Origin of the sequence: Mesorhizobium tianshanense (genome assembly GCF_007830515.1) — a bacterium.
GTDB lineage: Bacteria > Pseudomonadota > Alphaproteobacteria > Rhizobiales > Rhizobiaceae > Mesorhizobium > Mesorhizobium tianshanense.
In genome coordinates this window covers 19,781-45,568 of the sequence record NZ_VLKT01000054.1, presented here as the reverse complement: position 1 = coordinate 45,568, position 25,788 = coordinate 19,781, and the positions used below count along the sequence as shown (strand labels likewise).

The following is a 25,788-nucleotide window of genomic DNA, read 5'->3' as shown; positions in this document are numbered from 1 at the left end:
CGCCGGGCAACATCGCCGACATCACCATGGCCATTCCCTTGATCGGCATGGTGGCCAAGCCCAAAAGGCTACTGGCCGACAAAGCCTATGATGCCGACAGTCTGCGCAATTGGCTGAAGCGGGCCAAGATCAAGGCGGTCATTCCATCAACTGCCGCACGGCGCACGCCCTATCCGCTCGATCACAAGGCATATCGCCGACGAAACCTCATCGAGCGCATGTTCTGCAAGCTCAAGAACTGGCGCCGCATCGCAACACGATACGATCGCCATGCACAGAACTACCTCTCAGCCCTCGCTCTCGCCGCAATCATTTCAGCCTGGATCTGAATGAGTCCTCAACCTAGGCAAGCGTCAATCGCACCCTCTCATCCTAAAACATGAGTAAATATATCAACTATAATTCAGCATGAAATGCAGGGCAGTCGGACGACCCCGGGGGAACGCACACTTTACTTTGTTTGACATTGTCCTGTTTTGGATCAAAATGCATTCGTACCCTTGGTTCGGGATGCCCTTCGGAGCATCCGCTTCGGGAGGACGTTCAAATGAACATCGAACTGTCACGGCGCGCGTTCCTGCAGACGGCAGGCGCGGGTCTCGCCGGTACTACGCTTGGAGCCCTCGGCTTCGGCGATATAGAAGCCGCACATGCTGCGGCGATACGATCCTTCAAGCTCGCCAACACCACCGAGACACGCAACACCTGCCCATATTGCTCGGTGGCGTGCGGTGTTATCCTCTATTCAAAGGGCGATCTCAGGAAGGGCGAACAGGCCGAAATCACTCATATCGAGGGCGATACCGACCATCCGACCAACCGCGGCACCTTGTGCCCCAAGGGCTCGGCCCTGCTCGGCTTCGTCAAGGCCCCGACCCGCTTGCAGCAGCCGATGATCCGCAAGCCCGGGGCGGACAAGTTCGAGCCGACAACGTGGGAAGACGCGTTCGACCGCATCGCCCGCCTGATGAAGGACGATCGCGACCAGAACTTCGTCGCGACGAACAATGACGGCGTGACGGTCAACCGATGGATAACCACCGGCTTCCTCGCCGCTTCGGCGACGACCAATGAAACCGCGTTCGAGACCTACAAGGTGGTCCGCAGCACGGGCATGCTGGTGTTCGATAATCAGGCGCGTGTCTGACACGGCCCGACGGTGGCGAGTCTCGCCCCAACATTCGGCCGCGGAGCAATGACGAATTCCTGGACCGACATCAGGAACACCGATCTTGTCGTGATCATGGGCGGCAATGCCGCCGAAGCCCACCCTTGCGGCTTCAAATGGGTCACCGAGGCGAAGGCCAACCGTGGCGCCAAGCTCATCGTGGTCGACCCGCGCTACACGCGCTCGGCTTCGGTGTCGGATCTCTATGCACCGATCCGTCAAGGCACGGACATCGCGTTCCTGCTCGGTCTGATCAACTATTGCATCGAAAACGACAACGTGCAGCGGGAGTATGTGAAGGCGTTCACCAACGCCGCCTATGTCGTCAAGGCGGGCTTCACCTACCAGGATGGCCTGTTTTCCGGCTACGACGAGGCGAAGCGCGACTACGAAAAGTCAAGCTGGGACTACGAGATCGGCGAGGACGGTTTCGCCGTCGTCGACGATACGCTGGCAAATCCTCGCTGCGTCTGGAACCTGCTGAAGAACCATGTCGCGGTCTACACGCCGGAAATGGTCGAGCGCATCTGCGGCACGCCGAAGGACAAGTTCCTGAAGGTGGCCGAGATGGTGGCGGAGTGCTCGTCGCCGACCAAGGCGATGACCTCGATGTACGCGCTCGGCTGGACGCAGCACTCCAAGGGCTCGCAAAACATCCGCGCCATGGCGATGCTGCAGCTCATTCTCGGCAATATCGGCATTCGCGGCGGCGGCATGAACGCGCTGCGCGGCCATTCCAACATCCAGGGGCTGACCGATATCGGGCTGATGTCGAACCTGATCCCGGGCTATCTGACGCTGCCCAACGAGAAGGAACCGGACCTCACCGCCTATATGTCGACGCGCGGCTTCAAGCCGCTCAGGCCGAACCAGATGAGCTACTGGCAGAACTACAGGAAGTTCTTCGTCAGTTTCCAGAAGGCCATGTACGGCTCGGCGGCAACGGCGGAAAACGACTTCGCCTACGACTACCTGCCGAAGCTCGACGTGCCGGGTTACGACGTGCTGCGCGCCTTCGAGATGATGCACCAGGGCAAGATGAACCTGTATCTCTGCCAAGGCTTCAACCCGTTGCAGTCGTTCCCCAACAAACAGAAGATCACGGCCGCGCTCTCCAAGCTCAAGCTCCTGGTCGTCATGGATCCATTGGCTACCGAGACGGCGCGATTCTGGGAGAACCACGGCGCGCACAATGACGTCGATCCGTCGACGATTCAGACCGAAGTGATCGAACTGCCGTCGACGTGCTTTGCCGAAGACGATGGCTCGCTCACCAATTCGGGGCGCTGGCTGCAGTGGCACTGGGCCGGCGGCACACCGCCGGGCGAGGCCAAGCGCGACACCTGGATCATGGCGCAGATACATCTTCGCCTGAAGGAACTCTATCGCAAGGAAGGCGGCGCCTTCCCCGATCCGATCGTCAATCTCCATTGGCCTTATGCCGATCCGGGCGATCCGAAGGCCGAGGAGATTGCCCAGGAGATCAACGGCCGGGCGCTCGCGACGGTGACGGACACGGCCGATCCGACCAAGGTGCTTGCCGAGGCCGGGAAACTCTTGCCGGGCTTCGCCGCGCTGCGCGACGACGGCTCCACATCCTGCGGCTGCTGGATCTATTCCGGCTGCTTCAACGAGAAGGGCAACAACATGGCCCGCCGGGACACTGACGATCCCGACGAGACGGGCGCCTACCTGAAATGGGCTTTCTCATGGCCTGCCAATCGCCGCATCCTCTACAATAGGGCTTCGGCCGACCTGAACGGAAAAGCCTGGGATCCCGACCGCAAGCTGATCGAATGGGACGGTGCGAAATGGTCGGGTTATGACGTCCCGGACATCGCGCCGACAGCGAAGCCCGGCGAAGTCGGCCCCTTCATCATGAATCCGGAAGGCGTGTCGCGCCTCTTCACCCGGGGCATGATGCGGGACGGACCGTTCCCGGCGCATTACGAGCCGTTCGAATCGCCCATCGTCAATCCGGTCGCGCCCAACGTTCGGGGCAACCCGGCAGCGCGGGTATTCGAAGGAGATTTCAGGCAGTTCGCCGAGCCGGCCTCGGCGGAGTTCCCCTATGCGGCGACCTCCTACCGCCTGACCGAGCATTTCCACTTCTGGACCAAGCACGTCGTCGTCAACGCCGTGATGCAGCCGGAGTTCTTCGTGGAGATATCGGAACAGCTCGCGGCCGAAAAGGGTATCGCCAAGGGCGGTTGGGTGCGCGTTTGGTCCAAGCGCGGCTCGGTCACGGCGAAGGCGGTGGTAACCAAGCGGATCAAGCCGCTGACCTGTGACGGCAAGACCGTCCACATCGTCGGCATTCCGCTGCACTGGGGCTTCACCGGAGCGGCAAAGAAGGGCTTCGGCCCGAACATGCTGACGCCCTATGTCGGCGACGCCAACATCGAGACGCCCGAATACAAGGCGTTTCTGGTCAATATCGAGCCCGTTTCCGGGCCGGTGGCATAGGGAGGCGGCAGATGTTTCCTCCAATTGCCAATCCTTCGGTAACGGACGTGACGCCCCGCTTCTCGGAGAAGGACCTCGTCCGCCGTTCCGCCTCGACGGTGCCCGCGCCGGCCGAGCGCCTGACGGAGGTCGCCAAGCTCATAGACGTCTCGAAATGCATCGGCTGCAAGGCCTGCCAGACAGCCTGCATCGAGTGGAACGACACCCATCCGGCGGTCGGCGTCAACGCCGGCGTCTACGAGAATCCCCCCGACCTGACGCCGGACATGTTCACGCTTATGCGCTTCAGCGAGTGGGACAACCCGGAGACGAACAACCTCGAGTGGCTGATCCGCAAGGATGGCTGCATGCACTGCGAAGATCCGGGCTGCCTCAAGGCCTGTCCGGCACCCGGCGCTATCGTTCAATATTCCAACGGCATCGTCGATTTCGTCCATGAGAACTGCATCGGCTGCGGCTACTGTATCAAGGGGTGCCCCTTCGACATCCCGCGCATTTCCCGCGTCGACCATACGGCTTACAAATGCACGCTCTGCTCGGACCGCGTCGCCGTCGGCCAGGGCCCAGCCTGCGCCAAGGCCTGTCCGACCCAGGCGATCGTCTTCGGGACCAAGGAAGAGATGAAGCAGCATACCGAGGGCCGCATCACCGACCTGAAGGCGCGCGGCTATGCCAATGCCGGCCTCTACGATCCGCCAGGCGTCGGTGGAACGCACGTGATGTACGTGCTGCATCACGCCGATCAGCCCGAGCTCTATTCCGGCCTGCCGAAGGAGCCGAGGATCAGTCCTCTCGTGGAAGCGTGGAAGGGCATCACCAAATATGCCGGCCTGACCGTGCTTGGCGTCGCGGCCGGCGTCGGCCTGCTCCACCATCTGGTCATGGGGCCGAACCGGGTTTCGGACACGGATGAGGAGAATGCCGAACGGCTAGTGCGGAATGACGGCCATGACAGCGCATGATGTCGAACCCGATAGAGTAGTTCATCCGGGCAAGCCCGTCACGGTGGACCGGTACACTGTGGGCGCGCGGATCAACCACTGGATCACGGCGGCGAGCTTGATCCTGCTTGCCCTGTCCGGCCTCGCGCTGTTTCACCCGAGCCTGTTCTTTCTGTCAGGACTGTTCGGTGGTGGCCAGTTCACGCGCTTCATACATCCGTGGATCGGCGTCGTTCTCTTCTTCAGCTTCTTCGGGCTTTTCATCCGGTTCTGGAAGGCGAACCTGTGGAAGCGCGAAGACGGGGCCTGGCTCACGCGCTTTCGCGACGTGCTGGCCAATCACGAGGAGAACGCGCCGGAAGTCGGCAAGTACAACGCTGGCCAGAAGTTCGTATTCTGGGCAATGTCGATCCTGATCGTTATCCTGATATCGAGTGGTCTGGTCGTCTGGGATCAGTATTTCTCCGCCTACACGACGGTCGGTCAACAGCGGGTGGCGCTCCTCATTCATGCCATCGCGGCCGTTGCGATAATCGGCGTCTGGATCATCCACTTCTATTCGGCCTTCTGGGTGCGAGGTACGATTCCCGCCATGACACGCGGTTCGGTGACGGGCGGCTGGGCCTGGCGGCATCATCGCAAATGGTTGCGGGAACTTGTTACGAAACCGGGCGGAAGATCGGGATCGAAGCCCGCCGAATGAGCGGGCGCTAATGCATGTCGCCCAAAAGTGCGCAGCGGTTTTGGGACAACGACATACATGAAAATACGAATTTAAAGCGCGTCGCATGAGCCCCTTCAGACACGACGCGCTTTAGTCAGCCAACCACGTGGCCCGTGTGGTTCGTGAGGTGAATATGCCAAGGCAGATCGCTCCGTCGGATATCGACCCCACCGCCATCGGTGAAGTCTCGGCGCCGCCTTTCGTCCGTCTGCCCGATCCGACGCGTCTGTTCGTTCGGCGCGCCCAGAGACTGAACGCACTGGCCGAAATCCATGAACTCGGTCCTTATCTCCGCTTCCTCGCTGCTCTCGCCGATGTCCAGCACGGCATACAGGACGGCCTGCCCGATCCGGACCTGCCGGAAACGGAGGCGCGCGAACGGGCGCACGCCTTCGCGATGCCTCCGCTCGCTCGTGACAGGTTCGCCTCCGAGGCGCTCGTCGAGACGCTTGACCGCCTGATATTGGCGGCTTCGGCCATCGAGAAGCCTCGGGCCGCGGCGGATGCGCTCGACCGGCTGAAGCTGGCCGCGCCTCCGGTGCGCGATGCCATGGTGCACAACGTGCTCGCCGATGCGGTCGCGGCTGACGCATTGGCCGAGCATGTTTATGTCGCGGCGGCGCTGCAGCTTCATTTCGCGCGCCTTGCCGCTTGCCTCGACGCCTCGACGCTGGTCCCGGTAGGTGACGGCGCATGCCCCGTCTGCGGTGGGCCGCCAGTGTCCTCGATGATCGTCGGCTGGCATGGCTCCCACGGGGCAAGGTTCTGCGCATGCTCGCTCTGCGGGACATTCTGGAACTATGTGCGCATCAAATGCACCCTGTGCGGCTCGACCAAGGGGATAGGCTATCTGGAAGTCGAAGGGGGACCCGGCACTGTAAAGGCCGAGACCTGCGATTCATGCGGCTGCTATGTGAAGATCCTGCATCAGCACAAGGACCCTGCCCTCGATCCGGTTGCCGACGACGTGGCGACGCTCGGCTTGGACCTGCTCGTGCGCGAGAGCGGCTACCGCCGCGGATCATTCAACCCATTCCTTGTCGGCTACTGAGGACGCGATGACCGCTTTGCCCGCACGTCGCCTGCGTGATCTTCCATCGGTCGATCAGGTATTGAAGACGCCGCTTGGATCCACGGCGATCCAGCGCTTTGGCCGGCAAGTCGCGACGGCGGCTGTCCGCGCGGCACTTGCCGCAGCGCGGGAGGCCTGCCGCAGCGGAGCTGCGGTGCCGCAGCCCAGCGATGTCGCCGCCGACGCGGTTGAACAACTCAAGATGGAAGAGCGCCCTTCCCTGCGCACCGTCTTCAACCTGACCGGCACTGTGCTGCACACCAATCTCGGCCGGGCGCCACTCGCCGAGGAGGCGATCGAGGCGGTACGCGCTGCGATGCGCGAAGCGGTCGCCCTCGAATTCGATCTCGACACGGGCAAGCGCGGCGAGCGGGACGATCATCTGCGTTCGCTCGTTTGCGAACTGACGGGTGCGGAAGACGCAACTGTGGTCAACAACAATGCGGCGGCTGTCCTTCTTGTCCTCAACACGCTGGCGCTCGGCCGCGAGGCGATCGTCTCGCGCGGCGAGTTGATCGAGATCGGCGGCTCGTTCAGGATGCCCGAGATCATGGCCCGCGCCGGCGCCAATGTGGTCGAGGTCGGAACCACCAACCGCACGCATCCGAAGGACTATGTCGCGGCGATCGGCCAGGAGACCGGGCTGGTCCTCAAGGTGCACACCTCGAACTACCGCGTCGAGGGGTTCACGGCTGAGGTGGGCGCGCGCGAGCTGGCGTCCATTGCCAAGGCACAGAGCGTGCCCCTTGTCCACGACCTCGGCTCCGGCACACTTTTCGATCTTGCCGCCTACGGCCTCAAGCATGAGCCAACCGTTCGCGAGGCGATCGCCGACGGTGCGGATCTGGTCACCTTCTCCGGCGACAAGCTGCTCGGCGGCCCCCAGGCCGGCTTCATCGTCGGCAGCAAAGCTCTGCTCGCCGCGATCGGCCGCAATCCAATGAAGCGGGCGCTCCGGGTCGACAAGCTTCGGCTCGCCGCGCTCGAAGCGACGTTGAGGCTCTACCGCGACCCCGATCGCCTGGCTGCGCGGCTGCCGACGCTGAGGCTGCTGGCGCGCCCCTCGGCCGAGATCGCAGCCCAGGCGGAGCGCCTAGCGCCCGTGGCTGCCGATGCTCTGGGTGAGGCTTTCGTGGTGGAGACGGTGGAATGCCGCAGTCAGGTCGGGTCGGGCGCCCTGCCGCTTGAGACGATATCCAGCGCAGGCCTTGTCGTGCGGGTAAAGTCCGGCGGCGGGAAGGCGCTGGAAGCGCTTGCGGCGGCACTGCGCGGGCTGCGCGTTCCGGTGATCGGGCGCATCGAGAACCGGGCGCTTGTGCTTGACCTGCGCTGTCTCGAAGACGAAGCGGGCTTCCGTGCAAACCTCGCCGGCTTCGATCCGGGAGGGACCGATGCGCTGGTTTGAGAGCCTCGCGCGCCGGCCGGCCGAAGTGCCCCGGCCGGCCGACGTGCCGATCGCCGAACGCCTGGCAGAGGCCTTGGAAGCGGCCAGGCGCGGTGACTATGCGGCGGCCTTGGGCATATGGGAGCCGCTGGCTCATGCTGGGGTCGCGCGTGCGCAGAACAATATCGGCGCCTGCTTCGCAGAAGGGCTTGGCGTCGAGCGGGACCGCGACCTCGCATTCCGCTGGCTGGCGCTCTCCGCCGAAGCCGGCGACGCGGTGGGGCAGCGGAACCTGGCGTCGCTCTATTTCCGCGGCGAGGGCGTCGCGCAGGACTACGACCGCGCAGCCGAGCTCTATCGGGCGGCTGCGGAGCAGGGCGACGGACCGGCGCAGGACATGCTGAGCTGGATGCTGCTCGAAGGCGATATGGTCGAGCCCGACCCCGCCGAAGCGCGGCGCTGGGCGACTGCCGCCGCCGAGCAGGGAATAGCGTCGGCCATGACGCGGATCGGCATGCTTCATCACAATGCGCTCGGCGTGCCGCGCGATCCCACTGAGGCGGTTCGCTGGTGGCGCAGCGCCGCCTTGCGTGGGGATGCGGACGGGCAGGCCATGCTCGGCGCCGCCTGCCATCTGGGTGCGGGTGTGGCGACCGACGCGGTCGAGGCATATGCCTGGCTCCTGCGCGCGAACGCAGCAGGCAGCGCGCTCGCCGAACGGTATCTGCCGGCCGCGCGTGCCCGCCTCACCCCTGACGAGACCGTCGAGGCCGAACGTCGTACCGCGGCATCATTGACAGGGGGCGGATCATGATCGTCGGCACGGCGGGTCATGTCGACCACGGCAAGACCGCGCTGGTGCGCGCGCTGACCGGCGTCGACACCGACCGCCTGCAGGAGGAAAAGACGCGGGGCATGACCATCGACCTCGGCTTTGCCTACCTGCCGGCACCGAGCGGGGACGTCATCGGCTTCATCGATGTCCCGGGGCACGAACGCTTCGTGCATACGATGCTCGCCGGCGCCAGCGGCATCGATTTCGTGCTGTTGGTCATTGCCGCCGACGACGGCGTCATGCCGCAGACGCGGGAGCATCTCGCAATCATCGATCTACTCGGCATCAAGCACGGCGCCGTCGTGCTCACCAAATCCGACTTGATGGCCCCCGCACGATCCGCCGCCGTTCAGGCGGATATCCGCGCCGCGTTCGCCGATACGGCACTTGCCGAAGCAGACATAATCCCCACCTCGGTCGTCAGCGGTGACGGTATCGACGATCTGCGGCATTTCTTGTTCGAGGAGGCGTCGCGCTTTGCCGGCCGCGCGTCCTCTGGACGATTCAGATTGGCGGTCGACCGATGCTTCACGCTGCACGGTACCGGCACTGTCGTGACCGGCACGGTTCTTTCAGGTTCGGTCGGTATCGGCGACCAAATTGTCGTCAGCCCGTCGGGCCTGCCGGCGCGCGTCCGCTCCGTCCACGCCCAGAACCGGCCGGCTGAGCGTGGACGGGCGGGAGACCGCTGCGCGCTCAACCTGGCCGGTGAAGGCGTCGGCAAGGAGGCAATCCGGCGCGGCGACGTCATAATCGACCCGGAACTTCACGCGCCGACGGACCGGGTCGACGCAAGGCTGCGCGTCTTGCCAGGAGAGCCCAAGCCGATCGGCCAGTGGTTCCCGGTACGCCTCCACCACGCCGCGGCCGAGGTTGGGGCAAGGGTCGTGCTTCTCAGTGACGAGCCGGTCAGGCCCGGCGGTGTCGCCAACGTTCAATTGGTGCTGGACAGTCCTATCGCGGCTGCCGCGGGCGACGCCTATGTGGTGCGCGATACCTCGGCCCAGCGGACCATCGGCGGCGGACGTCTAATCGATCTGAGGGCGCCGAGCCGGAGGCGCCGCACGCCGGAACGGCTTGTCCAGCTCGAAGCATCTGCCGTCCTGGACCCCGAGGCGGCTGTCACTGCACTGCTCGACGCGCCGCCCCATTTCCTTGACCTTGGCGCTTTCGCGCGCGACCGGGCGCTCGGCAGCGACGAAACGCAGAGACTGGTCGACAGCCTCGGACTGGTCTGCATTCCCGTCAGGAAAACGCTGTTCGTTCTCTCGCAGGCGCGCTGGATGCAATTCAGACTCGGCCTGGCCGCGAACTTGAAGACCTTTCACGCGGACAATCCGGATCTGCCGGGCATCGGCATGGAGAGATTGCGCCTTCAGCTCGACCCGCGACTTCCGGCGCCGATGTTTGCGGCCGCTCTGCGAACCCTGGCGCGCGCCGGCAAGCTCGCCCTTGACGGCGCCTGGGTGCGGCTGCCCGGCCATGAGGTCCATCTGACACCGCAGGACGAGGCGCTATGGCTGCAAATCGAGCGACTCATCGGCGGCTCGACGCGATATCATCCGCCGAGAGTCCGCGATATCGCCGGTACGTTGGCGAAGCCGGAAACGGAAATCCGCCGGATCCTGAAACTGACCGGCCGCATCGGGAAAGTGTACGAAGTCGCCCATGATCGTTTCTTCCTGCACGCGGCACTGGCCGAGATTGTCGAAATCGTCGATGATCTGACGGCGGCCGAGCCGGGCGGGCGGTTTAACGCCGCCCAGTTTCGCGATCGTGCAGGCAGCGGACGCAAGGTTGCCATCCAGATCCTTGAATTTCTCGATAGGCATGGCGTCACGCTGCGGCGCGGCGACCTGCGGCTCGTCAACAGGCATAGACGGGATCTGTTTCGCTCACCGGCCGATAGTGAGCCGGCGATAGCGGAAGCTTCTGGAGGAGCATCGTCCCCGGTGGGGCGTCCGGACTTCAAATCCGGGAGGGGCCGCGAGCCGGTCCTTGGTGGGTTCGACTCCCACTCTCTTCCGCCACTCTCGCAAAGGCGCGATGACGGTGACAACCCGCTTTCTCGTTGAGCTCAAGACGGCGGCCGAGGCCGCCAAGGTCGCCGAAGGCAGCTTCCGGCGCGACGCTGCGGTCCGCATCGCGGCGCTCGAACAAGAGCGCGCCTTCGCCTTCAGGCGGCTCAATCTCATGCAGGCGATCGCCGGGGCCATGGCATCGGCCGAAATCGAGGAGATAGCCGTCGCCAGCGCTTTCGCCACGCTGCGTACGCGGCTCGGCTGGAATTCCGACAGCGAGGCGCGTTCGGAGGTGATTGCGCGTTTCGGTCAGGTTGTGCTGGCGATGTTCCGGGCTCCGGACGAGGAGGAATCCGCCAGCAACGTCCCCGAGGCTCTGGCGGGTTTCGAGCGCTGGTATGCCGAAACCCGGGGATCGCCCTTCTGGCTGCTGTTCGAGCACCAGATACCGGACACGCCCCGCGTCGATTTTTAATGCCTGTCGCGTAAAAGTGTGCAGCGGTTTTGCGCGACATGCATTAGCGGAACAGATATTTCGACACCTCTGGATTGCCTCGTCGCCACATGACGTTATCCAGAAAGTAGTGGTGCACGTTGATGAATATCCACGCGATGAAGAGGAACAGCGACGAGCCGAGCACCTCTTTGTTATAGGGAACCAAAGCAGACAGCGCGATCGGGACCAGCCAGAAACCGAGAATTCCAAGAATTCCGCCAATGATGATGAATCCCAGCACCCGCAGCCTATACATCGGGCCGACAATGGACAGGATCTTGAATTCGGGGGCTCTAACAGCATCTGAACGGTCGCGCTCGACATTGGTCTGGTAACGCCAGACCACCGCGAGGTACTGCAACGAATGGAGCGCCGGCACCACAAGCAGCCAGAGCGGGTTTATTTTCACAAATAGAATCCAGGCATATAGGGTCACGACATACGCGACGACCCCGTTGTACGGTAGCGCGCCGCCATGCTTGCGCCAGCGATTGACCAACATCACAACCGTGGCCGCGGTGGAAGCAGCGGCAGCCAATGCGGCAATGTTGGTGAGCCATGAGGGGGCGGCAAATGTGTAGTAGTCCAAGCCCCAGAATCGCCTTTCGGTGATCACCGCGTTTGTCTGAAGCCATGCGAACAGCCATACGGCATAGCCGTTGAACAGCAGCACCTTCTTGTCTTGTTCATTGAAGAACTTGCGCTTCAGCACGGCATCCACCATCAGCATGCCGTAGCCTTGCTTGACATAGTGCCAGCCCACAAAAAAGGCCATCGCATTGCCTGCATATCCCAGCAGGCGGGCATTCCCCGCTATTGAACCGTAAGCAAAAAAACCGCCCATGATCAGCGGGACGACAATGCCCGCGAAGATGTAACGGACCTGGAGATTCTTGTCATATCCGTCCCCGCGCACCTTCCGCCCAAAATTGCGATAGAAAATCTGATACGAGTGGGCAAAGTGCGGATGGTTTATCAGATGGGCCAGCAAGAGCATTGCTGCCGCCACAAGACCTTCGTACTCGAGAGGCACCAAAAACAGGATTGGCAAGATCAGAAACGCGCTCCCGCCAAGCAGGAAAAAGTCGGCGATCGGGCCAAAAAGATACTTTTGTGGCGCCGTCGCTACCGAAGCCGGAGCATCCGCTGAAAGATGAAGTGCCATGCTTATGCCCTCTCTGGGAAGGCTCATTTAACAAGATCGTCATTTCCGAACGATTAACGTGAAGCCGTGTCTGGGCGTCAGATTGCCGGGCCGGGCTGGGACATCAAGGCGACGTAAATCTGAAACGCTATCGTGCAGATCGCTGCGAGCGAGATCGGCACGCCAAACGGCACAACGCCTTTTCGGTCCAGGTGCTGGACATAGAGGCGGAAGGCGCCCGCTGGCAGCATGAACGGATTTTTCACGATCAATGCGGTGGTGAGAGCGAAAAGAAAAAGCAGCACGGAAAACACCAGGAGGCCGCTGCCGCCGATCAGAAACGGCACCACCGCCATCAGCTTGACATCGCCGGCCCCGACCTTGCGCATGGCCCAGAACGGGAAGAGCGCAACAAACAACAAAAGACCGGCAAGCGCGCTCAGGCCCATGTCCCACCACGACCCGGATTGGACCGACAGGAGCTGCAGCGAGCCCAAACCCAGGCAAAGCAGCAGCAGCACATTCTGGTTGGATATCTTCTGGGTGGTGAAGTCGAGCCAGGCGATCCTCGCAAGCAGAGGAATGGCAAGCGCCTTCAGCAGCAGCGACGCGGCGAGCAGCATGCTATCGCCTTACCGCTCGAGATTCTTCACGCTGGACGACAGGAGCTTCAGATTGTTGGCCACGGTCGGATCGTTGGGCGCCAGTTCGTAAGCCTTGAGGAAATTGCTGCGCGCGTCCTGCAGCTTGCCGCGCAGCAGATAGGAATAGCCGACATTGTTGTAATATTCGGGCGTCCCGCCGACCAGCTTGAAGGCTCGGGCGTAGGCCCGGTCGGAGAGGTCGAAGCGGCGGATGCGGTCGCTGCAGGCGGCCAGACCCAACCAGGCCACACCATCATTGGGCGCCAGTTGCGTCGCCTTGTAGAACAGGGCGCCGGCATTGCCGTAGTTTTCCGCTCGGAACTGGTTCTTGGCTTCGGCAACAGCCTGGTCCGAGGCATAGTATTCGACGTCGCTGACCGTCTTCAGCCCGTCGAAGGCATCGCCAAAGGCTGTCACGTCGCCTTTCGATGGCTCATTGGTACGGACGACGCCGTTGCTATCAGCCGTCTGGCAACCGGAAAGCATGACAACCAGCAGACTGGCTATGGCTGCAAGGCGCATTGGCCGCATCATTTTGTCCCCCAAGAGCCCTCCGACTCTGTATTTCGACCAAAGCATATACCTGCCTAGAAGAAAACGCCCCTCATTCGAATAATCACCGGCAGCATGATGATCATCATCACCACTGGGAAGATGCACAGCCCCAACGGAATCATCATTTTGACCGGCAGGGAATTGGCACGCTCTTCGGCACTCAGAATTCTCTGGCTGCGCATCTCGTCACTATAGACGCGCAAAGCGTCGGTCAGGCTAGTACCGAGTTCTTCCGATTGCCGAAACAGCACTGCCAATGCCCGCGCCTCGTCAAGGCCGACGCGGTCAGCGAGTTCGCGCAGTGCTTCGCGCAACGGCTTGCCGGCCCGCAATTGCAGCGTCATGATCGACAGTTGAATGCCTAGCCATTTGTGGGTGCCGGCCAGTTCCTGGCTCACGCGCTCGACCGCAGCCTCCAGGCTCATACCGGCGTCGGCACAGGTTATCATCATGTCCATGAAATCGGGAAAACCGCGGCGATAGACCTGCTTTTGTCCTTTCTCGAAGCGATCGAGCATGACGCTTGGAACCACGAGGCAGGCGAGCCCGAACAAGCCAGCTCCGGCAAAGCCTATGAAACCGGGCAAGGAAGGCGGGAGCACACGGACCAGGAGCGCATAGGCGGCGAGAAAGCCGACACAGACCGCGCCAAGCCGCGACAAGGTATAGATGAGCGGAGCGCTTGGCTGATAGAAGCCGGCGCGGAACAGCTTCGCGTCCAAGGCGCTGGGCTGGTCCCGCTCCTTTTCGATCGATCGAAAATATGCGTCCACTGGCCGCTGCGCCGAGATCCTGGCAAGCTGTTCCTGTCCAACGAGCGAACGGCGATCGGCAATACCTTCGGCCATCAGGCTTTGCGCGACCAGCTTTCGCGTCTGCAGCGCCGGCAAAAAGACGAGGGAACCGAACAGAAAAAGCGCCACCGCCGCCACGAAGACGGCAATGGAGACCAGAACGCTGAGATCCTGAATAGTCGAAAACAAGATTATGTCTCGCCCTGTCAGAAGTCGAAATTGACCATTCGATACATGATGAAATCACCTAACAGCGCCCATGTCCCGAAAATCAGGAACACCGGAAGGATGATCGGATCGCCCCAGACGGTGCCGTAGTAAGCCGGGGCAACAAGCTGGAGTATCAGGAACATCACGATCGGGAACAGGGAGATGATCCATGCCGATACACGGCCCTCGGCCGAAAGCGCCCTGATCTTCATCCTGAGTTTCTGCCTTTCGCGCAGCACCGATGAAAGATTGGACAGGATCCCGGTCAAATTGCCGCCGGTCTTTGCTTGAATCGACAACGACACCGAAAGCAGATGAAGGCCCTCGAAGCCTACACGCTGCGACAATTTTTTCACGGCTTGTTCCATGCTGAGACCAAAAGTAATTTCGTCGGAAACAATGCCGAATTCGGTGCCGAGCGGATCGGGCATTTCGCGGGCGACCAGACCAACCGCTACCGAAGCCGGATGTCCGGCGCGCAGCGAACGAACGATCATGTCGAGTGCGTCCGGGAGTTGTTTCGCGAATTTCTGAATTCGCCTGCTCCGTGCGCGCCGGAGAACGAGAAGTGGCAGCACAAATCCAATCACCAGAAAAACAACGATCGACACCAGGGTCGAAAAGCCCAAAAAGAACGACAGCAGCAACGCCAGCGCCAACCCCGTCAGGAGGAACTTCGCGGCAAAAGTCAGCGGGTTTCCCGTAATGCCGGACTGGGTATAGAGCCTGTTCAGTCCGATCAGGCCAAAGAGAAAGTCGCCCGAGTCGGTCAGCCCGCGTTCGCGCAGCAACCCTTGCAGGGTCTGTTCGGCCGGAACGTCGTCAGACAGCCGTTTCAGCCGGCGGTTGACGGCGCCAATCCGTGCCCGGCTTTTGGCAAAGGAAAGATACATGGCCTCGCCGGCGAGAATAACCGATGCCGCCGCGAGCACATAAATGAAGTAGAGCAAAGTCTGACCGGTGGGCATCAGAGCGCAGCCTGCGGGTTGAAGGCATCCTTGGCAAAATGATGGCCAAGCGTCGCCGCCTCCGGGGCAAAGCGCGGGCGGATGCCGGTGGCGCGAAAATCACCGATGATCTTGCCTTCCGGCGTCACCTCGCGACGGACGAAGTTGTAGATCTCCTGGAGCTGGACGACATTTCCCTCCATGCCGGTCAGTTCCGATATGGAGACGACCCGCCTGCCTCCGTCCGCAAGACGCTGCGTCTGCACGATGATGTCGATGGCCGACGCGATCTGCGCCCGGATTGACTCGTGGGTCATCGGCATGCCGGCCATGCCGACCATTTGTTCGAGCCGTGATATCGCATCGCGCGGCGTGTTGGCATGGATGGTGGTCATCGAACCTTCATGGCCGGTGTTCATCGCCTGCAGCATGTCGAAGGCCTCCTCGCCGCGCACCTCGCCGACGATGATGCGGTCGGGCCGCATGCGAAGCGCGTTCTTGAGCAGTTCGCGCTGACGAACCTCGCCCTTACCCTCGACATTGGGCGGCCGCGTCTCCAGCCGGCCGACATGCGGCTGCTGCAACTGCAGTTCCGCCGCGTCCTCGATGGTGATCAGACGCTCCTTGGCCGGGATGTAGCTCGACAGCGCGTTGAGCAAGGTCGTCTTGCCGCTGCCTGTGCCGCCCGAAACCAGGATCGACTTGCGCGCCTGCACGGCGATGCGCAGCAGGTCGATCATCGGCTGGCGGATCGAATTAAACGCCATCAGGCGTTCGAGCGAATAGGGATTCTTGGAGAATTTGCGGATCGACACCAGCGGCCCATCCACCGAGATCGGCCGCACCGCGATGTTGACGCGCGAACCGTCATCCAGCCGTGCATCCACCATCGGCGCCGATTCGTCGACGCGCCTGCCGATGGCCGAGACGATCTTGTTGATGACGCGCAGAAGATGCGCCTCGTCGCGGAAGCGGATCGCCGTCTCCTCGATCATGCCGCGCCGCTCGATGAAGACGCGCTTGTGTGTGTTGATCAATATGTCGGTGATCGAGTCATCCTTGAGCAGTGGCTCGATCGGCCCCAGCCCCAGCATCTCATCGGCGGTTTCACTGGTCAGCCGGTCAAGCTCGCGGGCGTTCAGCGGCACGTTGCGGCCGCGCACGAACTCGCGAACGATTGGCCGGATCTCATTCAGGATCTCATCCTTCGACGCGGTTTCAAGCGCGGCAAGATTGAACCGGTCGATCAGATGGCGGTGGAGCTCGACCTTGAGCGTCAGGAAATCGTCGCCATGCGCTTCGATGTCGGCAGCGGGGGAAAGCGCCGGCGCAACAGGTAATACCGCAATCGGCTCAAGCTTTGGCTCGATCCGCGGTTCGCCTGGCCCCTTGGTGAATCGGCCCAACATGACGCTTCGTCCCCGTTTAATCCCCGCGCTGAAACTAATCGTTAACCACGGAAGGCACAAGCGCCGACCGCGCACCCATGCGATTAATACTTCAGACATAGTTAAGATCAAGTGTCGGAAAACGTGACGTTTATTTGGTCAGCGGCACTGTCCTAAATGGAACACGGTGACTCGCTTTTCGGTGAAAGTGCCTTTTTTGCCACAAAGGCGTCATGGAACGCATCTAATCCCTTAGATATTAAACCATATGCCTTATTGCTAATGCGGCCCCACTTTCGCCATATCGCGGCCAAATTGTGAACGAATGGTTAAGAGGCGCACAAAAATCAACCGAATCAATGTCTTGGGTTAGTGAAGGAACGGGAATATTCTTGCCGAATCAGGTATAAGAGAGTTAAAGAACCATTAATCCCATTTGACTTCAGTTTTCGTCGGGACTTAGATCAAGTCGACGGGGGATGCTTGGGTATGGATTTCATCCTTGGCTCGTCTCGTCGGGTTCAAACCTCCAAAGGGAGAAATTGGCATGAAGAAGCTCATGACGATGACCCGGCAGTTCCGCGACGACGAAAACGGCGCTGCCATGGTCGAATATTCCATCCTTCTCGGCATCATCGCGGTCGCCGTCGTCCTGACGGTCATCGCGATCGGTGGCTGGGTCTCGGGTCGATTTACGGGTCTGTGCACCGCGCTCGAAGCCACTAACGTTGGTGGCTGCAATGCCACGACCGGCGTCGGCAGTTGATCGCCTGATCACGCTCAGGCCCGGATCATCAGGTCCGGGCCTGAATCCGATCGCAGCGGACGAATTTCCGCATTCTGGGCATGGGGCTTGGGGCTATGCGCGTAAATACTGTCATCATGATCGTGCTCGCCGGCGTGTTCGGCGTTGTGGCGGTGGTGCTCGCCAATATCTGGCTGGCCAGCCAGCGCAGCGCCATGGCGAAGGGGGATAATGTCCAGCGCGATACGGTCGTTGTGGCTGCCGTCGCGTTGAAATTCGGCGACACGCTGACATCAGACAAGCTGCGCGAAATTGCGTGGCCGGCGGGCGCGGTTCCGGCCGGTGCCTTCAGGACAACAAAAGAGGCTTTGGCCGGCGACGGCACGAAGCAGGCACTGCAGACGATCGGGATCAACGAGCCGGTTCTCGCAACCAAGATCACAGGCCCCGGCCAGCGTGCCACGCTTTCGGCGGTGCTCGGCGAAGGCATGAAGGCCGTTTCCATTCGCGTCAACGATGTGCTTGGCGTCGCCGGGTTCGTCTTTCCGGGCGACCGCGTCGACGTGCTTTTGACGCGCACGGCGCGTGGCGAAGGCGGCGCGGACAAGAGTTTTGTCGACGTGCTGCTGCAGAGCATGAAAGTGCTCGCCGTCGACCAGGTCGCCGACGAGAGCAACGAGAGCCCGACGGTGGTGAAATCCGTTACGCTCGAGGCCAGCACCAGAGATGCCCAGAAGCTTACCTTGGCCGCCGGTGCCGGCCAGTTGTCGCTGGCGCTTCGCCAGGCAGCCGCCAGCCAGGGCGAGACCACTGAACGCATCACGCTTTCCGACCTGACCGGCGACACGCCGGCCGACGTCGCCGCCAGGCAGGCCGAACTCGCCAGGCAGGCTGCGGCCGAGGCTGAGGCCTCGGCCGAGCGCAAGCGCGCCGACGACAAGATCAATGGACTGACCCAGGCCGTGGAACGGGTGGGAAGCAGGCTCGATCTGTTGAGCGCCGCAAAACTTGCTCCGGCAGTAGCCTCGGCACCCCAAGTGCAAGAGGTAGTTAAGGAAGTAATCAAATATGTGCAGCCGGAACCGCCGGCGCGTGCGACAGTCGGCGTCTTTCGGGGTGTGAAGTTCGAATCCTACGACGTGCCGCGACAAAAATAACACCGGCGCACTCGAAAGGGGTTCCGGGTCGGCATCCGGATCGGCAAAAAAGGGGGGTAGTCCAGATGCGTATGTTCCGGGGACCACTGGCGGCGGTCGCGCTGGCCTGTTCGGTCATGTTACCGCCGATTGACCTTGCTGCTCATGCAGCCGACCGCAAGATCGATGTATCGAACCCCAGCGTCCACCGTATTTTCCTGCCCATGTCGCAGTCGGTGACGGTCCAGGTGAACGCCAATCTCGGCGACATCGTCGTCGGCGACGAGAAGATCGCCGACGCCCAGCCAATGACCGACCGGACGCTCTATGTCATCGGCAAGAGCGCCGGCACCACCACCGTCAACCTCTTTTCAGAAGACAAGCGCTCGCTTGGCGTGATCCAGATCGAGGTCGGTGTCGATGTCGGCGACATGGCGCAGGCGATCCGCCAGGTGGCGCCCAGGGCGCGCATCGATATCGGTTCGATCAACGGCAAAATCAGGCTTGGCGGCCATGTCAAGGACGGCGCCACGCTGGCGGCGATTATGCAGGTTGCCCAGCAATACGGGCCCGACGCGATCATAAACGCCGTGACCGTCGACGACAGCCAGCAGGTAAACCTGGAAGTGCGCGTGCTCGAGGCCAAGCGCAATGCCGGCCGCGATCTTGGCGTCTCAATCAGGAGCACCAACGGCAGCGGCACGACCCGAACCGCAACCGGTATTGCCACCGTTGATGAGGACAATCTGGTTCTTGGGCCTGGAGATCTGGTTACCGGTCTTCTTTCGAACAGCAATCCATTCGCGGCGCTGATCACCCGCGTCATCAACAGCGATGTCAAGGTCGACCTGATCATCGAGGCGCTGGAGGCCAAAGGCGTGGTGCGCATGCTGGCCGAGCCCAATCTCACCACTCTATCCGGCGAACTGGCCAGCTTCAACGCCGGCGGCGAAGTGCCTATCCGTAGCGTCGACAGTGATGGCGAGGTCCAGGTCGAGTTCAAACAATTCGGCGTCAATCTGCTGTTCACCCCGGTCGTTCTTGCCGACGACAAGATCAACATCAGGCTGGCGCCTGAAGTCAGCGACCTCACCGGCTTCACCACCGCCGGCGACCCAATCTTCACCAACCGCAAGCTGTCGACCGTCGTCGAATTGCGCGACGGCCAGAGCTTCGCGGTCGGCGGGCTTCTATCGAGCAAGAACACCAAGATCCAGAGGCAGGTGCCATGGCTCGGCCAGGTGCCGATCGTCGGAACGCTGTTCCGGAATTCGAGCAACCAGAAGGAAGAGACCGAACTGATCGTGATCGTGACGCCGCATATCGTGCGGCCGGTGAAACCAGGCGAACAGCTGGCGACGCCGTTCGACAAGACACGGCCCGCCAACGACCCCGAGTTTTTCGTGCTCGGTCAACTGGAAGTGACCAAGGACATGGTTCGCAAATATGAGCTCGGCGAAGGCGTGGTCGGCCCCTATGGCCACATGCTAGACCTGAAATCAAAGGACAAGATGCTCTATGTCAAGAAATAGAACCTTGCTCCTGCTCTTGTGCGCCGGCGCGCTGACGGGATGCGCTACCGACTACCTGAACAATTACGAGACGATGACGTTGGCGGCGGGCGACACGCAGAAATACAATTCGCTGCTGCAGACGGTCGATCCGCTCAATCCGGCGTCGAGGAACACGGTGATCGAAGGCGACGGCGCGCGCGCCGCCGCTGTTGCCCAGAGTTACAAATTTCCACCGCCACCGCCGCCACCGCCGGCCATCACGGTCAATGTCGGCAACACCGGAGATTGAACAGAGGAATGCGGTTCAGCGTCAGGGAAAATGAGGGATCCTGGCGTCAGGGGAGCTAAGAGTAAGGCCATGCTGCGGATCATTCGCGCGTTCTGGCACGATCAGAGGGGAATGGCGCTGATACTGGTCAGCATCACGCTGCCGGCAATCATCGGGTTTTCTTTGCTGGCGATCGATATGAGCCGGGTCAACAATTTGCACAATGATTTGCAGAAGGCTGCAGATAGCTTTGCGCTTGCGGCGGCGGCGGAACTCGACGGAAGCAGCGGTTCCTGGGCACGAGCCGAACGCGCTATGGCGATGCTCGTAGACAACGAAAGCAATTTCTCCACGGCAGGCAGGTTCACTCTGACCTCCGGTCAGCCGGGAGGCACGCAGCACTGCAACAATGCCGGCGCCATTTCCTGGTGCTTTCTCAAAGCGATCCCTGCCAACGACGGAACCAAAATTACAACCGCCAATCAGGCCACCTATCATGCAAATGCCAACCAGGCTGTCGGAGAGGCGGAAACGCGGTTCATCCAGGTGACAGTCGCTCCCCAAGGGTTTGCCGCGATCTTCCCGGTCTCCATTCTATCATCCGGCACCAGCAACTCTTGGACCATAGGTGCCGTCGCTGTCGCGGGCTTCACCTCCGGCGTCTGCGATTTCACACCGGTGTTCATGTGCAATCCTTATGAGATGGTGAACGGGACGAACAATGCCGGGGGTTATACGCTTGAGCAGGCCGTTTCCGATCCGGCCGTGCGTCGCCGGCTGATCGAACTGAGGAAGGTCGGAAATGGGGCTGCGGCCGGTCCCGGCAACTTCGGCTTCCTCGAGCCTCCGCCAGATGTGGGAAATGGTGCTCAAGCACTGGCCCAGACGATCGCAACGTCGACGCCAATTGGCTGCTACAATTCCGCGAACGTAACGACGAAGACCGGTCAGAATGCCGGCCCGGTGCAAGATGCCTTCAATGTTCGTTTCGGGATTGGAGCCAACGGCAACCACTTCGACAGCCCCGAGTACGGTCCGGCTGCCAACGTCCGAAAAGGGGCGATACAGACCACCGGCAGCGCCAATCAATGCGCGTCCATGAACCAACTTTCATTCACTGAAGCTGGAACAATGGGCCTTCCGCACGATGCAACAACGCCGTATCTGGGCGGCAGGATGGGCGATGGGGATTGGGATTTCTCAGGCTATTGGAGCACCAACTTCGGCTCCGCTTCCTATCCAGCTTCATGGGACACGACCAAACCGACGCGCTATGAGGTCTATCGTTACGAGATATCGGCCGGGTTAGTGGGCACCGCGTCTACGGGTGGAGAGGTCGGGACACCGTCGGCATCTTGCCAACCGCCTGTCACGACAGTTGATCGTCGGCTGATTTATGGCGCTATCCTGAACTGCAATGCGCTCGAAGCCGCGGGCAACGAACTGTCCGGCCATAGCACCAATCTGCCTGTCGAAGCATTCGGCAGCTTCTTCCTCACCGAACCTGTTCCCTCGACGTCGGAGGACGCATCGGTGATGGTCGAACTGGTCGACGTAACCGGTGGTGCCGGCCAGGGTACGCTCGACAATTTCCTTCGCGACGAAGCTCAGCTCTACCGGTGATGGCGATGATCGGAGCGCTGTACCATCATCTCCACAGATTTCGAGGCGAGCAGCGCGGCACGGCTCTCGTCGAAATGGCGCTGATCGCGCCGCTGATGCTGATCCTGTCGGCGGGCGTGTTCGAGTTCGGCAATCTGATCCACCAAAAACTGCTGATGGAGGCCGGACTTTCGGACGGCGCCCGCTTTGCCGCGCGCTGCAACAGCCAGCTGTACACCAAGGCAGGGCTAGCGGCGATAAACTGCGCCGATATCGCCAGCAACATCGCGGTGTTCGGCAACGCCGCGGGGACAGGGAGTGCGCGCATCGCCGGCTGGCAGAAGGCGAATGTGACGGTGACCATTGCCGCCTCAGGCTCGTGCCATGACGCCGTGGTCGCAGGTGTCACCCAATATCGAGCTACCACTGCACAGGTCTGCATCGTCAGGGCGGCGGGGACGTTGGCCTATAGTGGCATCGGAATGCTGTCACTGATCGGCATCGGACCCATGACGCTAAATGGCTTTCACGAGGAGCGGTTGATCCGGTTCTGATCATGATCAGGCGTTTCGCAAAATCGGAAGACGGCGCAACGATGGTGGATATGGCCATCGTATCTACACTGCTGTTTACCCTTGTTCTCGGCTTCGTCGATTTCGGTTACGCTCTCTATCAGTGGAACGCCGCCACCAAGGCCGTCCAATTAGGCGCACGTCTGGCCTCGATTTCCGATCCGGTTGCCACCGCGCTAAGTACAGCAGCACCGACGACGACGCCGGGCGCTCCGGTTGTTGCCGCCGCATATGGACCCTTCGCCTGCACTTATACAGTTGGCACAGGGGCCTGCACCAACGGCGGTGCGTTCAACGCCACCAACTTCAGCCGTATCTTTCGCGGCGATACCACAAACACTGACGACAATACCTGTCCCACGTTGGCCACGGACCAGCGGCCGGGTATGTGTCATTTCTTTCCTGGCCTCAGGCGCGACAACGTTGTCATCACCTATTCCGCCACCGGCCTGGGCTACCAGACCCGGCTGGGCGGACCGGTGCCGACAATCACCGTCAGTCTTCAGAACCGGACCTTCCAGTTCTTCTTCCTCGGTGGCCTGCTCGGATTCGGAAACCTCACCATGCCCTCCATGCTCAGCACGGTCACGGGCGAAGACCTGAAGAGTACCTCCCCATGAACGCCATCAACACCAAAGTCCTCCCAACCAAACGAAAGCAGGTGGCCCTGTTCTCGTCGGATCCGCAGTTCAAGCGCGAGGTGGCGACGCGGCTCGACGCGCTGGCCATCTACGATGTCAGGATCTCCGAGACGGGCGACTTTCTCAAAGGCCCGCCCGCCGACACGCGGCCGGGCATCGTCATCCTCGACCTCGCCAATGGCGAGTTGCTCGGCGAGCCTGGAATAGTCGCGGCCCGCGCCTTGTGGGCGGCGGTGCCGTTGATCGCGGTTTCCGGCGAATTGACCTCCGAACAGACGCGCATCCTGGTTCGCATGAACGCTTCGGACTGGCTGCACAAGCCGCTCGACGCCAAGGAACTGCTGAACGCGGTCACCTTCCACGACACCGGCAACCAGGGCACCAAGAGCCGCATCATCACCTTCATCAGCGCCAGCGGCGGCGCGGGCGCCACGACGCTCGCTCTGTCGGCGGCGGAGTTCCTGGCGTCGAAATCCACCGAACGTGCGGCTTCGACCTGCCTCGTCGACCTCGATTTCCAGAGCGCCAATTGCGGCGCCTATCTCAACCTGTTCAACCAGTTCGACCTGGCCGGCATCATCGGCCAGCCGGAAAGACTCGACGTCGAGCTGATGGACGTCATCAAGCTTTCGCGCCCCTCCGGCCTGACCATCTATTCATTCGAGAGGCCGCAACTGCCGTTTGAGCCGCAGGGCGGCGATTTCGTGTTCCGGCTGCTGGACCTCGTCGCCTACCGGTTCGACGACATCGTCATCGACCTGCCGAATATCGAAACCCCGTGGCAGAATTCCGTGCTTTCGACGAGCGACGAGATATTCATCGTCTTCGAGCTCAACGTCGCCTCGCTGCGGCAGGGCAAGCGGCTCTACAAGAAGATCCGCGAGTTGCGCGGCAATTCGGTGAGCATCACGCTGGTCGCCAACAAGCACAAGCGCAAATGGTTCGGCAACCATTTCTCGCGCGGCGAGCTCGAGAAGATATTCAAGGCGCCGCATATCAAGTCGGTCGCCCTGGACAATGCGCTGCTGACCGATGCCTTGAACCGCGCCATCCTGCCTTTGGAAGTGGACGGGCGCGCACGATTCAACAAGGATTTGAAGCGGATGTTCAAAGAGCGGATCGATGACGCTGCCCGGTAGATACCGCATCGTCCCGACGCTGGCCGGCGCCTGCATCATGGGTCTGGCCTTGGGAATGCCGGCCTGGAACTTGGCCCATGCCCGATCCGCGCTATCGGACCGGCCGCCGCTGCCGGCGATGGGTCCCAGCCTGCGCAAGACGGTTGCTCTCCAAACCGCGGAACAGCCCGGCACGATCATCATCCGCAAGGACGAGAAGGCGCTCTATCTGGTGACCCGGCAGGGCGAGGCGCTGCGCTACCAGATCAGCGTCGGACGCGACGGCTTTGGCTGGACTGGCATCGTCAAGGTGGGGGCGAAAACGGCATGGCCGGAATGGCGCCCGCCCAGGGAAATGCGCGCCCGCCAGCCGGAGCTGCCGGAAATGGTGCCTGCCGGTCCCTACAATCCACTCGGCGCCAGGGCGCTCTATCTGCTGCGGGACGGGCGCGACACGCTCTATCGCATCCACGGCACCAACGATCCCAAGGGCATCGGCTTCGACGGAACATCGGGATGTTTCCGTCTTACCAACACCGATGTGATCGATCTCTTCAAGCGCGTCTCTATTGGCGCAAAGGTGGTGGTCCAATGACGATGATCAGCGATCCGGACATGCCTGCAATCGACGTTGGGCCGGCGACCCACGCCGGAGAGCAAGCTGTCGCAGGCAAACCGAGCAATGCAAGGATGATCGGCGTTGTTGCCGCCGGCGCCTTGCTGATCACGGCGGTGAACATAACAGCCGCGGTCTATCTCTACCGCGGCATCAACGATCTGCGCTTTGTGGAAGGGCGGCTGGAACAACTCGGATCGTTCGAGCAACGGATCGCGGCTCGGCTCGATACGGTCAACAACGGCTTTCAAAACCGGTTTGAAAGGCTCGACAGTCAACTGCAGGGCAGCTTCAACGACGTCAAAGACAGCATTGCCCGGCTTGAACAGAACCTGCCCCTGGACAGCGACGACGACATGTCGAGCGTGGTGGAGCCGTCCGTGGTCACGACCACCATGGCGGAAGCATCCACCGATCTCGAAGCAGCGACCGAACCCGGTGTCGTCGATGTGCCACCTCAGCCGAAAAGGAGGGTCGCGGCAGCGCCCCCTGCCCCAAACTCCTCCTACCAGCGCATAGTGCGGCCTGACGGCAAGGTTCATTACAAGAAGATCAACTAAAGGCGACAGGCATCGAGAGAACGGTTTTGCGTTCAGCTGCATTCGGAGCTGCCGTCGTCTTGTTGGCGCCGATCGGGAGCGCGACGGCCGCGACCTGCTACCATGTCGTCAATGTCGATTTTTGGGATGTGCTCTATATCAGATCGCAGCCAAGCCACCTTTCCAGGGCAGCGGGCGCGATCGCTCCCGATCACAACGGTATCATCGTGGCGACGGGCTCATGCCGT

Annotated in this window: 24 protein-coding genes, 1 tRNA gene and 1 pseudogene; 20 read left to right on the top strand and 6 right to left on the bottom strand. The window is 61.6% G+C overall.

Translation table 11 applies throughout. The features are described from left to right. The 10 genes and pseudogenes from IQ26_RS31155 to IQ26_RS31115 form a co-directional block, all read left to right on the top strand. Positions 1-329 (top strand): transposase (locus IQ26_RS31155; RefSeq protein ID WP_145722228.1); only part of this gene is annotated, 329 nt, incomplete at its 5' end. Positions 330-547: 218 nt separating this feature from the next. Then, positions 548-3,634: a formate dehydrogenase-N subunit alpha gene (gene fdnG, locus IQ26_RS31150; protein ID WP_145722227.1), complete on the top strand. Its 3,087-nt coding sequence runs from the start codon at positions 548-550 to the stop codon at positions 3,632-3,634. Between the two features lie 11 nt (positions 3,635-3,645). Further along, the gene (gene fdxH / locus IQ26_RS31145; RefSeq protein ID WP_145722226.1) at positions 3,646-4,596 is read left to right on the top strand and encodes a formate dehydrogenase subunit beta; all 951 of its coding nucleotides are present in this window, start codon (positions 3,646-3,648) and stop codon (positions 4,594-4,596) included. Continuing rightward, positions 4,583-5,278, top strand: coding sequence for a formate dehydrogenase subunit gamma (locus IQ26_RS31140; protein ID WP_145722225.1), 696 nt, complete (start codon positions 4,583-4,585; stop codon positions 5,276-5,278). Before fdxH ends, IQ26_RS31140 begins: the two co-directional genes overlap by 14 nt. 154 nt (positions 5,279-5,432) lie before the next feature. After that, positions 5,433-6,350: a formate dehydrogenase accessory protein FdhE gene (gene fdhE, locus IQ26_RS31135; protein WP_145722224.1), complete on the top strand. Its 918-nt coding sequence runs from the start codon at positions 5,433-5,435 to the stop codon at positions 6,348-6,350. A 7-nt stretch (positions 6,351-6,357) separates the two neighbouring features. Next, positions 6,358-7,776 (top strand): L-seryl-tRNA(Sec) selenium transferase, encoded by a 1,419-nt coding sequence (gene selA / locus IQ26_RS31130; protein ID WP_145722223.1) that lies wholly within the window; start codon positions 6,358-6,360, stop codon positions 7,774-7,776. Continuing rightward, the gene (locus tag IQ26_RS31125; RefSeq protein WP_145722222.1) at positions 7,763-8,569 is read left to right on the top strand and encodes a tetratricopeptide repeat protein; all 807 of its coding nucleotides are present in this window, start codon (positions 7,763-7,765) and stop codon (positions 8,567-8,569) included. Before selA ends, IQ26_RS31125 begins: the two co-directional genes overlap by 14 nt. Next, positions 8,566-10,398, top strand: a pseudogene (selB, locus tag IQ26_RS31120) (selenocysteine-specific translation elongation factor); the annotation flags it as partial. The gene IQ26_RS31125 and the pseudogene selB, both read left to right, overlap by 4 nt. A 126-nt stretch (positions 10,399-10,524) precedes the next feature. Beyond that, positions 10,525-10,620 (top strand) — tRNA-Sec (locus IQ26_RS39275). Between the two features lie 16 nt (positions 10,621-10,636). After that, entirely contained in the window at positions 10,637-11,086 is a 450-nt protein-coding gene (locus IQ26_RS31115) for a hypothetical protein (protein ID WP_145722220.1), read from the top strand. 43 nt (positions 11,087-11,129) lie between these two features. Here IQ26_RS31115 and IQ26_RS31110 read toward each other — a convergent pair whose 3' ends face one another. The 6 genes from IQ26_RS31110 to IQ26_RS31085 all read right to left on the bottom strand — a co-directional run bounded on the left by IQ26_RS31110 (position 11,130) and on the right by IQ26_RS31085 (position 16,810). Further along, positions 11,130-12,272, bottom strand: coding sequence for a hypothetical protein (locus IQ26_RS31110; protein ID WP_145722219.1), 1,143 nt, complete (start codon positions 12,270-12,272; stop codon positions 11,130-11,132). 77 nt (positions 12,273-12,349) lie between these two features. Continuing rightward, on the bottom strand, positions 12,350-12,874 hold the full coding sequence (locus IQ26_RS31105; protein WP_145722218.1) for a prepilin peptidase: 525 nt from the start codon (positions 12,872-12,874) through the stop codon (positions 12,350-12,352). A gap of 9 nt (positions 12,875-12,883) precedes the next feature. After that, positions 12,884-13,429, bottom strand: coding sequence for a tetratricopeptide repeat protein (locus tag IQ26_RS31100; RefSeq protein ID WP_162458123.1), 546 nt, complete (start codon positions 13,427-13,429; stop codon positions 12,884-12,886). 53 nt (positions 13,430-13,482) lie between these two features. Then, positions 13,483-14,433: a type II secretion system F family protein gene (locus IQ26_RS31095; RefSeq protein ID WP_145722216.1), complete on the bottom strand. Its 951-nt coding sequence runs from the start codon at positions 14,431-14,433 to the stop codon at positions 13,483-13,485. A 17-nt stretch (positions 14,434-14,450) separates the two neighbouring features. Continuing rightward, the gene (locus IQ26_RS31090) at positions 14,451-15,386 is read right to left on the bottom strand and encodes a type II secretion system F family protein (RefSeq protein ID WP_240547316.1); all 936 of its coding nucleotides are present in this window, start codon (positions 15,384-15,386) and stop codon (positions 14,451-14,453) included. A 35-nt stretch (positions 15,387-15,421) separates the two neighbouring features. After that, positions 15,422-16,810 (bottom strand): TadA family conjugal transfer-associated ATPase, encoded by a 1,389-nt coding sequence (locus IQ26_RS31085; protein ID WP_145722214.1) that lies wholly within the window; start codon positions 16,808-16,810, stop codon positions 15,422-15,424. A 526-nt stretch (positions 16,811-17,336) separates the two neighbouring features. On the opposite strand from IQ26_RS31085, the gene IQ26_RS31080 reads away from it, so the two are divergent. The 10 genes from IQ26_RS31080 (at position 17,337) to IQ26_RS31035 (ending at position 25,561) form a co-directional block, all read left to right on the top strand. Beyond that, positions 17,337-17,555 carry a Flp family type IVb pilin gene (locus IQ26_RS31080; RefSeq protein WP_145722213.1) on the top strand — a complete coding sequence of 73 codons (219 nt, stop codon included), beginning with the start codon at positions 17,337-17,339 and terminating at the stop codon, positions 17,553-17,555. A 95-nt stretch (positions 17,556-17,650) separates the two neighbouring features. Beyond that, a complete protein-coding gene (cpaB, locus tag IQ26_RS31075; protein WP_145722212.1) occupies positions 17,651-18,691 on the top strand; it encodes a Flp pilus assembly protein CpaB in 1,041 nt (346 codons plus the stop codon). A gap of 65 nt (positions 18,692-18,756) precedes the next feature. Next, positions 18,757-20,202: a type II and III secretion system protein family protein gene (locus tag IQ26_RS31070; protein WP_145722211.1), complete on the top strand. Its 1,446-nt coding sequence runs from the start codon at positions 18,757-18,759 to the stop codon at positions 20,200-20,202. Next, the gene (locus IQ26_RS31065) at positions 20,189-20,473 is read left to right on the top strand and encodes a hypothetical protein (protein ID WP_145722210.1); all 285 of its coding nucleotides are present in this window, start codon (positions 20,189-20,191) and stop codon (positions 20,471-20,473) included. The genes IQ26_RS31070 and IQ26_RS31065 overlap by 14 nt, the downstream gene beginning before the upstream one ends. 69 nt (positions 20,474-20,542) lie before the next feature. Further along, positions 20,543-22,075: a TadE/TadG family type IV pilus assembly protein gene (locus tag IQ26_RS31060; protein ID WP_145722209.1), complete on the top strand. Its 1,533-nt coding sequence runs from the start codon at positions 20,543-20,545 to the stop codon at positions 22,073-22,075. Between the two features lie 5 nt (positions 22,076-22,080). Next, the gene (locus IQ26_RS31055; RefSeq protein ID WP_240547315.1) at positions 22,081-22,608 is read left to right on the top strand and encodes a TadE/TadG family type IV pilus assembly protein; all 528 of its coding nucleotides are present in this window, start codon (positions 22,081-22,083) and stop codon (positions 22,606-22,608) included. A 2-nt stretch (positions 22,609-22,610) separates the two neighbouring features. After that, a complete protein-coding gene (locus IQ26_RS31050) occupies positions 22,611-23,246 on the top strand; it encodes a TadE/TadG family type IV pilus assembly protein (RefSeq protein ID WP_145722207.1) in 636 nt (211 codons plus the stop codon). After that, complete coding sequence (locus tag IQ26_RS31045) at positions 23,243-24,406, top strand: CpaE/TadZ family protein (RefSeq protein ID WP_145722206.1); 1,164 nt, start codon at positions 23,243-23,245, stop codon at positions 24,404-24,406. The genes IQ26_RS31050 and IQ26_RS31045 overlap by 4 nt, the downstream gene beginning before the upstream one ends. Then, positions 24,390-24,980, top strand: coding sequence for a L,D-transpeptidase (locus IQ26_RS31040; protein WP_145722205.1), 591 nt, complete (start codon positions 24,390-24,392; stop codon positions 24,978-24,980). The genes IQ26_RS31045 and IQ26_RS31040 overlap by 17 nt, the downstream gene beginning before the upstream one ends. After that, positions 24,977-25,561: a hypothetical protein gene (locus tag IQ26_RS31035; protein WP_145722204.1), complete on the top strand. Its 585-nt coding sequence runs from the start codon at positions 24,977-24,979 to the stop codon at positions 25,559-25,561. The genes IQ26_RS31040 and IQ26_RS31035 overlap by 4 nt, the downstream gene beginning before the upstream one ends. Positions 25,562-25,788: the final 227 nt, after the last annotated feature.

Excerpts from the sequence above, each read along its gene's own strand:
- fdxH (WP_145722226.1), top strand. The coding sequence starts at position 3,646 with ATGTTTCCTCCAATTGCCAATCCTTCGGTAACGGACGTGACGCCCCGC.
- IQ26_RS31140 (WP_145722225.1), top strand. The coding sequence starts at position 4,583 with ATGACAGCGCATGATGTCGAACCCGATAGAGTAGTTCATCCGGGCAAG.
- fdhE (WP_145722224.1), top strand. The coding sequence starts at position 5,433 with ATGCCAAGGCAGATCGCTCCGTCGGATATCGACCCCACCGCCATCGGT.
- selA (WP_145722223.1), top strand. The coding sequence starts at position 6,358 with ATGACCGCTTTGCCCGCACGTCGCCTGCGTGATCTTCCATCGGTCGAT.
- IQ26_RS31125 (WP_145722222.1), top strand. The coding sequence starts at position 7,763 with ATGCGCTGGTTTGAGAGCCTCGCGCGCCGGCCGGCCGAAGTGCCCCGG.
- IQ26_RS31115 (WP_145722220.1), top strand. The coding sequence starts at position 10,637 with ATGACGGTGACAACCCGCTTTCTCGTTGAGCTCAAGACGGCGGCCGAG.
- IQ26_RS31110 (WP_145722219.1), bottom strand. The coding sequence starts at position 12,272 with ATGGCACTTCATCTTTCAGCGGATGCTCCGGCTTCGGTAGCGACGGCG.
- IQ26_RS31105 (WP_145722218.1), bottom strand. The coding sequence starts at position 12,874 with ATGCTGCTCGCCGCGTCGCTGCTGCTGAAGGCGCTTGCCATTCCTCTG.
- IQ26_RS31100 (WP_162458123.1), bottom strand. The coding sequence starts at position 13,429 with ATGATGCGGCCAATGCGCCTTGCAGCCATAGCCAGTCTGCTGGTTGTC.
- IQ26_RS31085 (WP_145722214.1), bottom strand. The coding sequence starts at position 16,810 with ATGTTGGGCCGATTCACCAAGGGGCCAGGCGAACCGCGGATCGAGCCA.
- IQ26_RS31080 (WP_145722213.1), top strand. The coding sequence starts at position 17,337 with ATGAAGAAGCTCATGACGATGACCCGGCAGTTCCGCGACGACGAAAAC.
- cpaB (WP_145722212.1), top strand. The coding sequence starts at position 17,651 with ATGCGCGTAAATACTGTCATCATGATCGTGCTCGCCGGCGTGTTCGGC.
- IQ26_RS31070 (WP_145722211.1), top strand. The coding sequence starts at position 18,757 with ATGCGTATGTTCCGGGGACCACTGGCGGCGGTCGCGCTGGCCTGTTCG.
- IQ26_RS31065 (WP_145722210.1), top strand. The coding sequence starts at position 20,189 with ATGTCAAGAAATAGAACCTTGCTCCTGCTCTTGTGCGCCGGCGCGCTG.
- IQ26_RS31060 (WP_145722209.1), top strand. The coding sequence starts at position 20,543 with ATGCTGCGGATCATTCGCGCGTTCTGGCACGATCAGAGGGGAATGGCG.
- IQ26_RS31055 (WP_240547315.1), top strand. The coding sequence starts at position 22,081 with ATGATCGGAGCGCTGTACCATCATCTCCACAGATTTCGAGGCGAGCAG.
- IQ26_RS31050 (WP_145722207.1), top strand. The coding sequence starts at position 22,611 with ATGATCAGGCGTTTCGCAAAATCGGAAGACGGCGCAACGATGGTGGAT.
- IQ26_RS31045 (WP_145722206.1), top strand. The coding sequence starts at position 23,243 with ATGAACGCCATCAACACCAAAGTCCTCCCAACCAAACGAAAGCAGGTG.
- IQ26_RS31040 (WP_145722205.1), top strand. The coding sequence starts at position 24,390 with ATGACGCTGCCCGGTAGATACCGCATCGTCCCGACGCTGGCCGGCGCC.
- IQ26_RS31035 (WP_145722204.1), top strand. The coding sequence starts at position 24,977 with ATGACGATGATCAGCGATCCGGACATGCCTGCAATCGACGTTGGGCCG.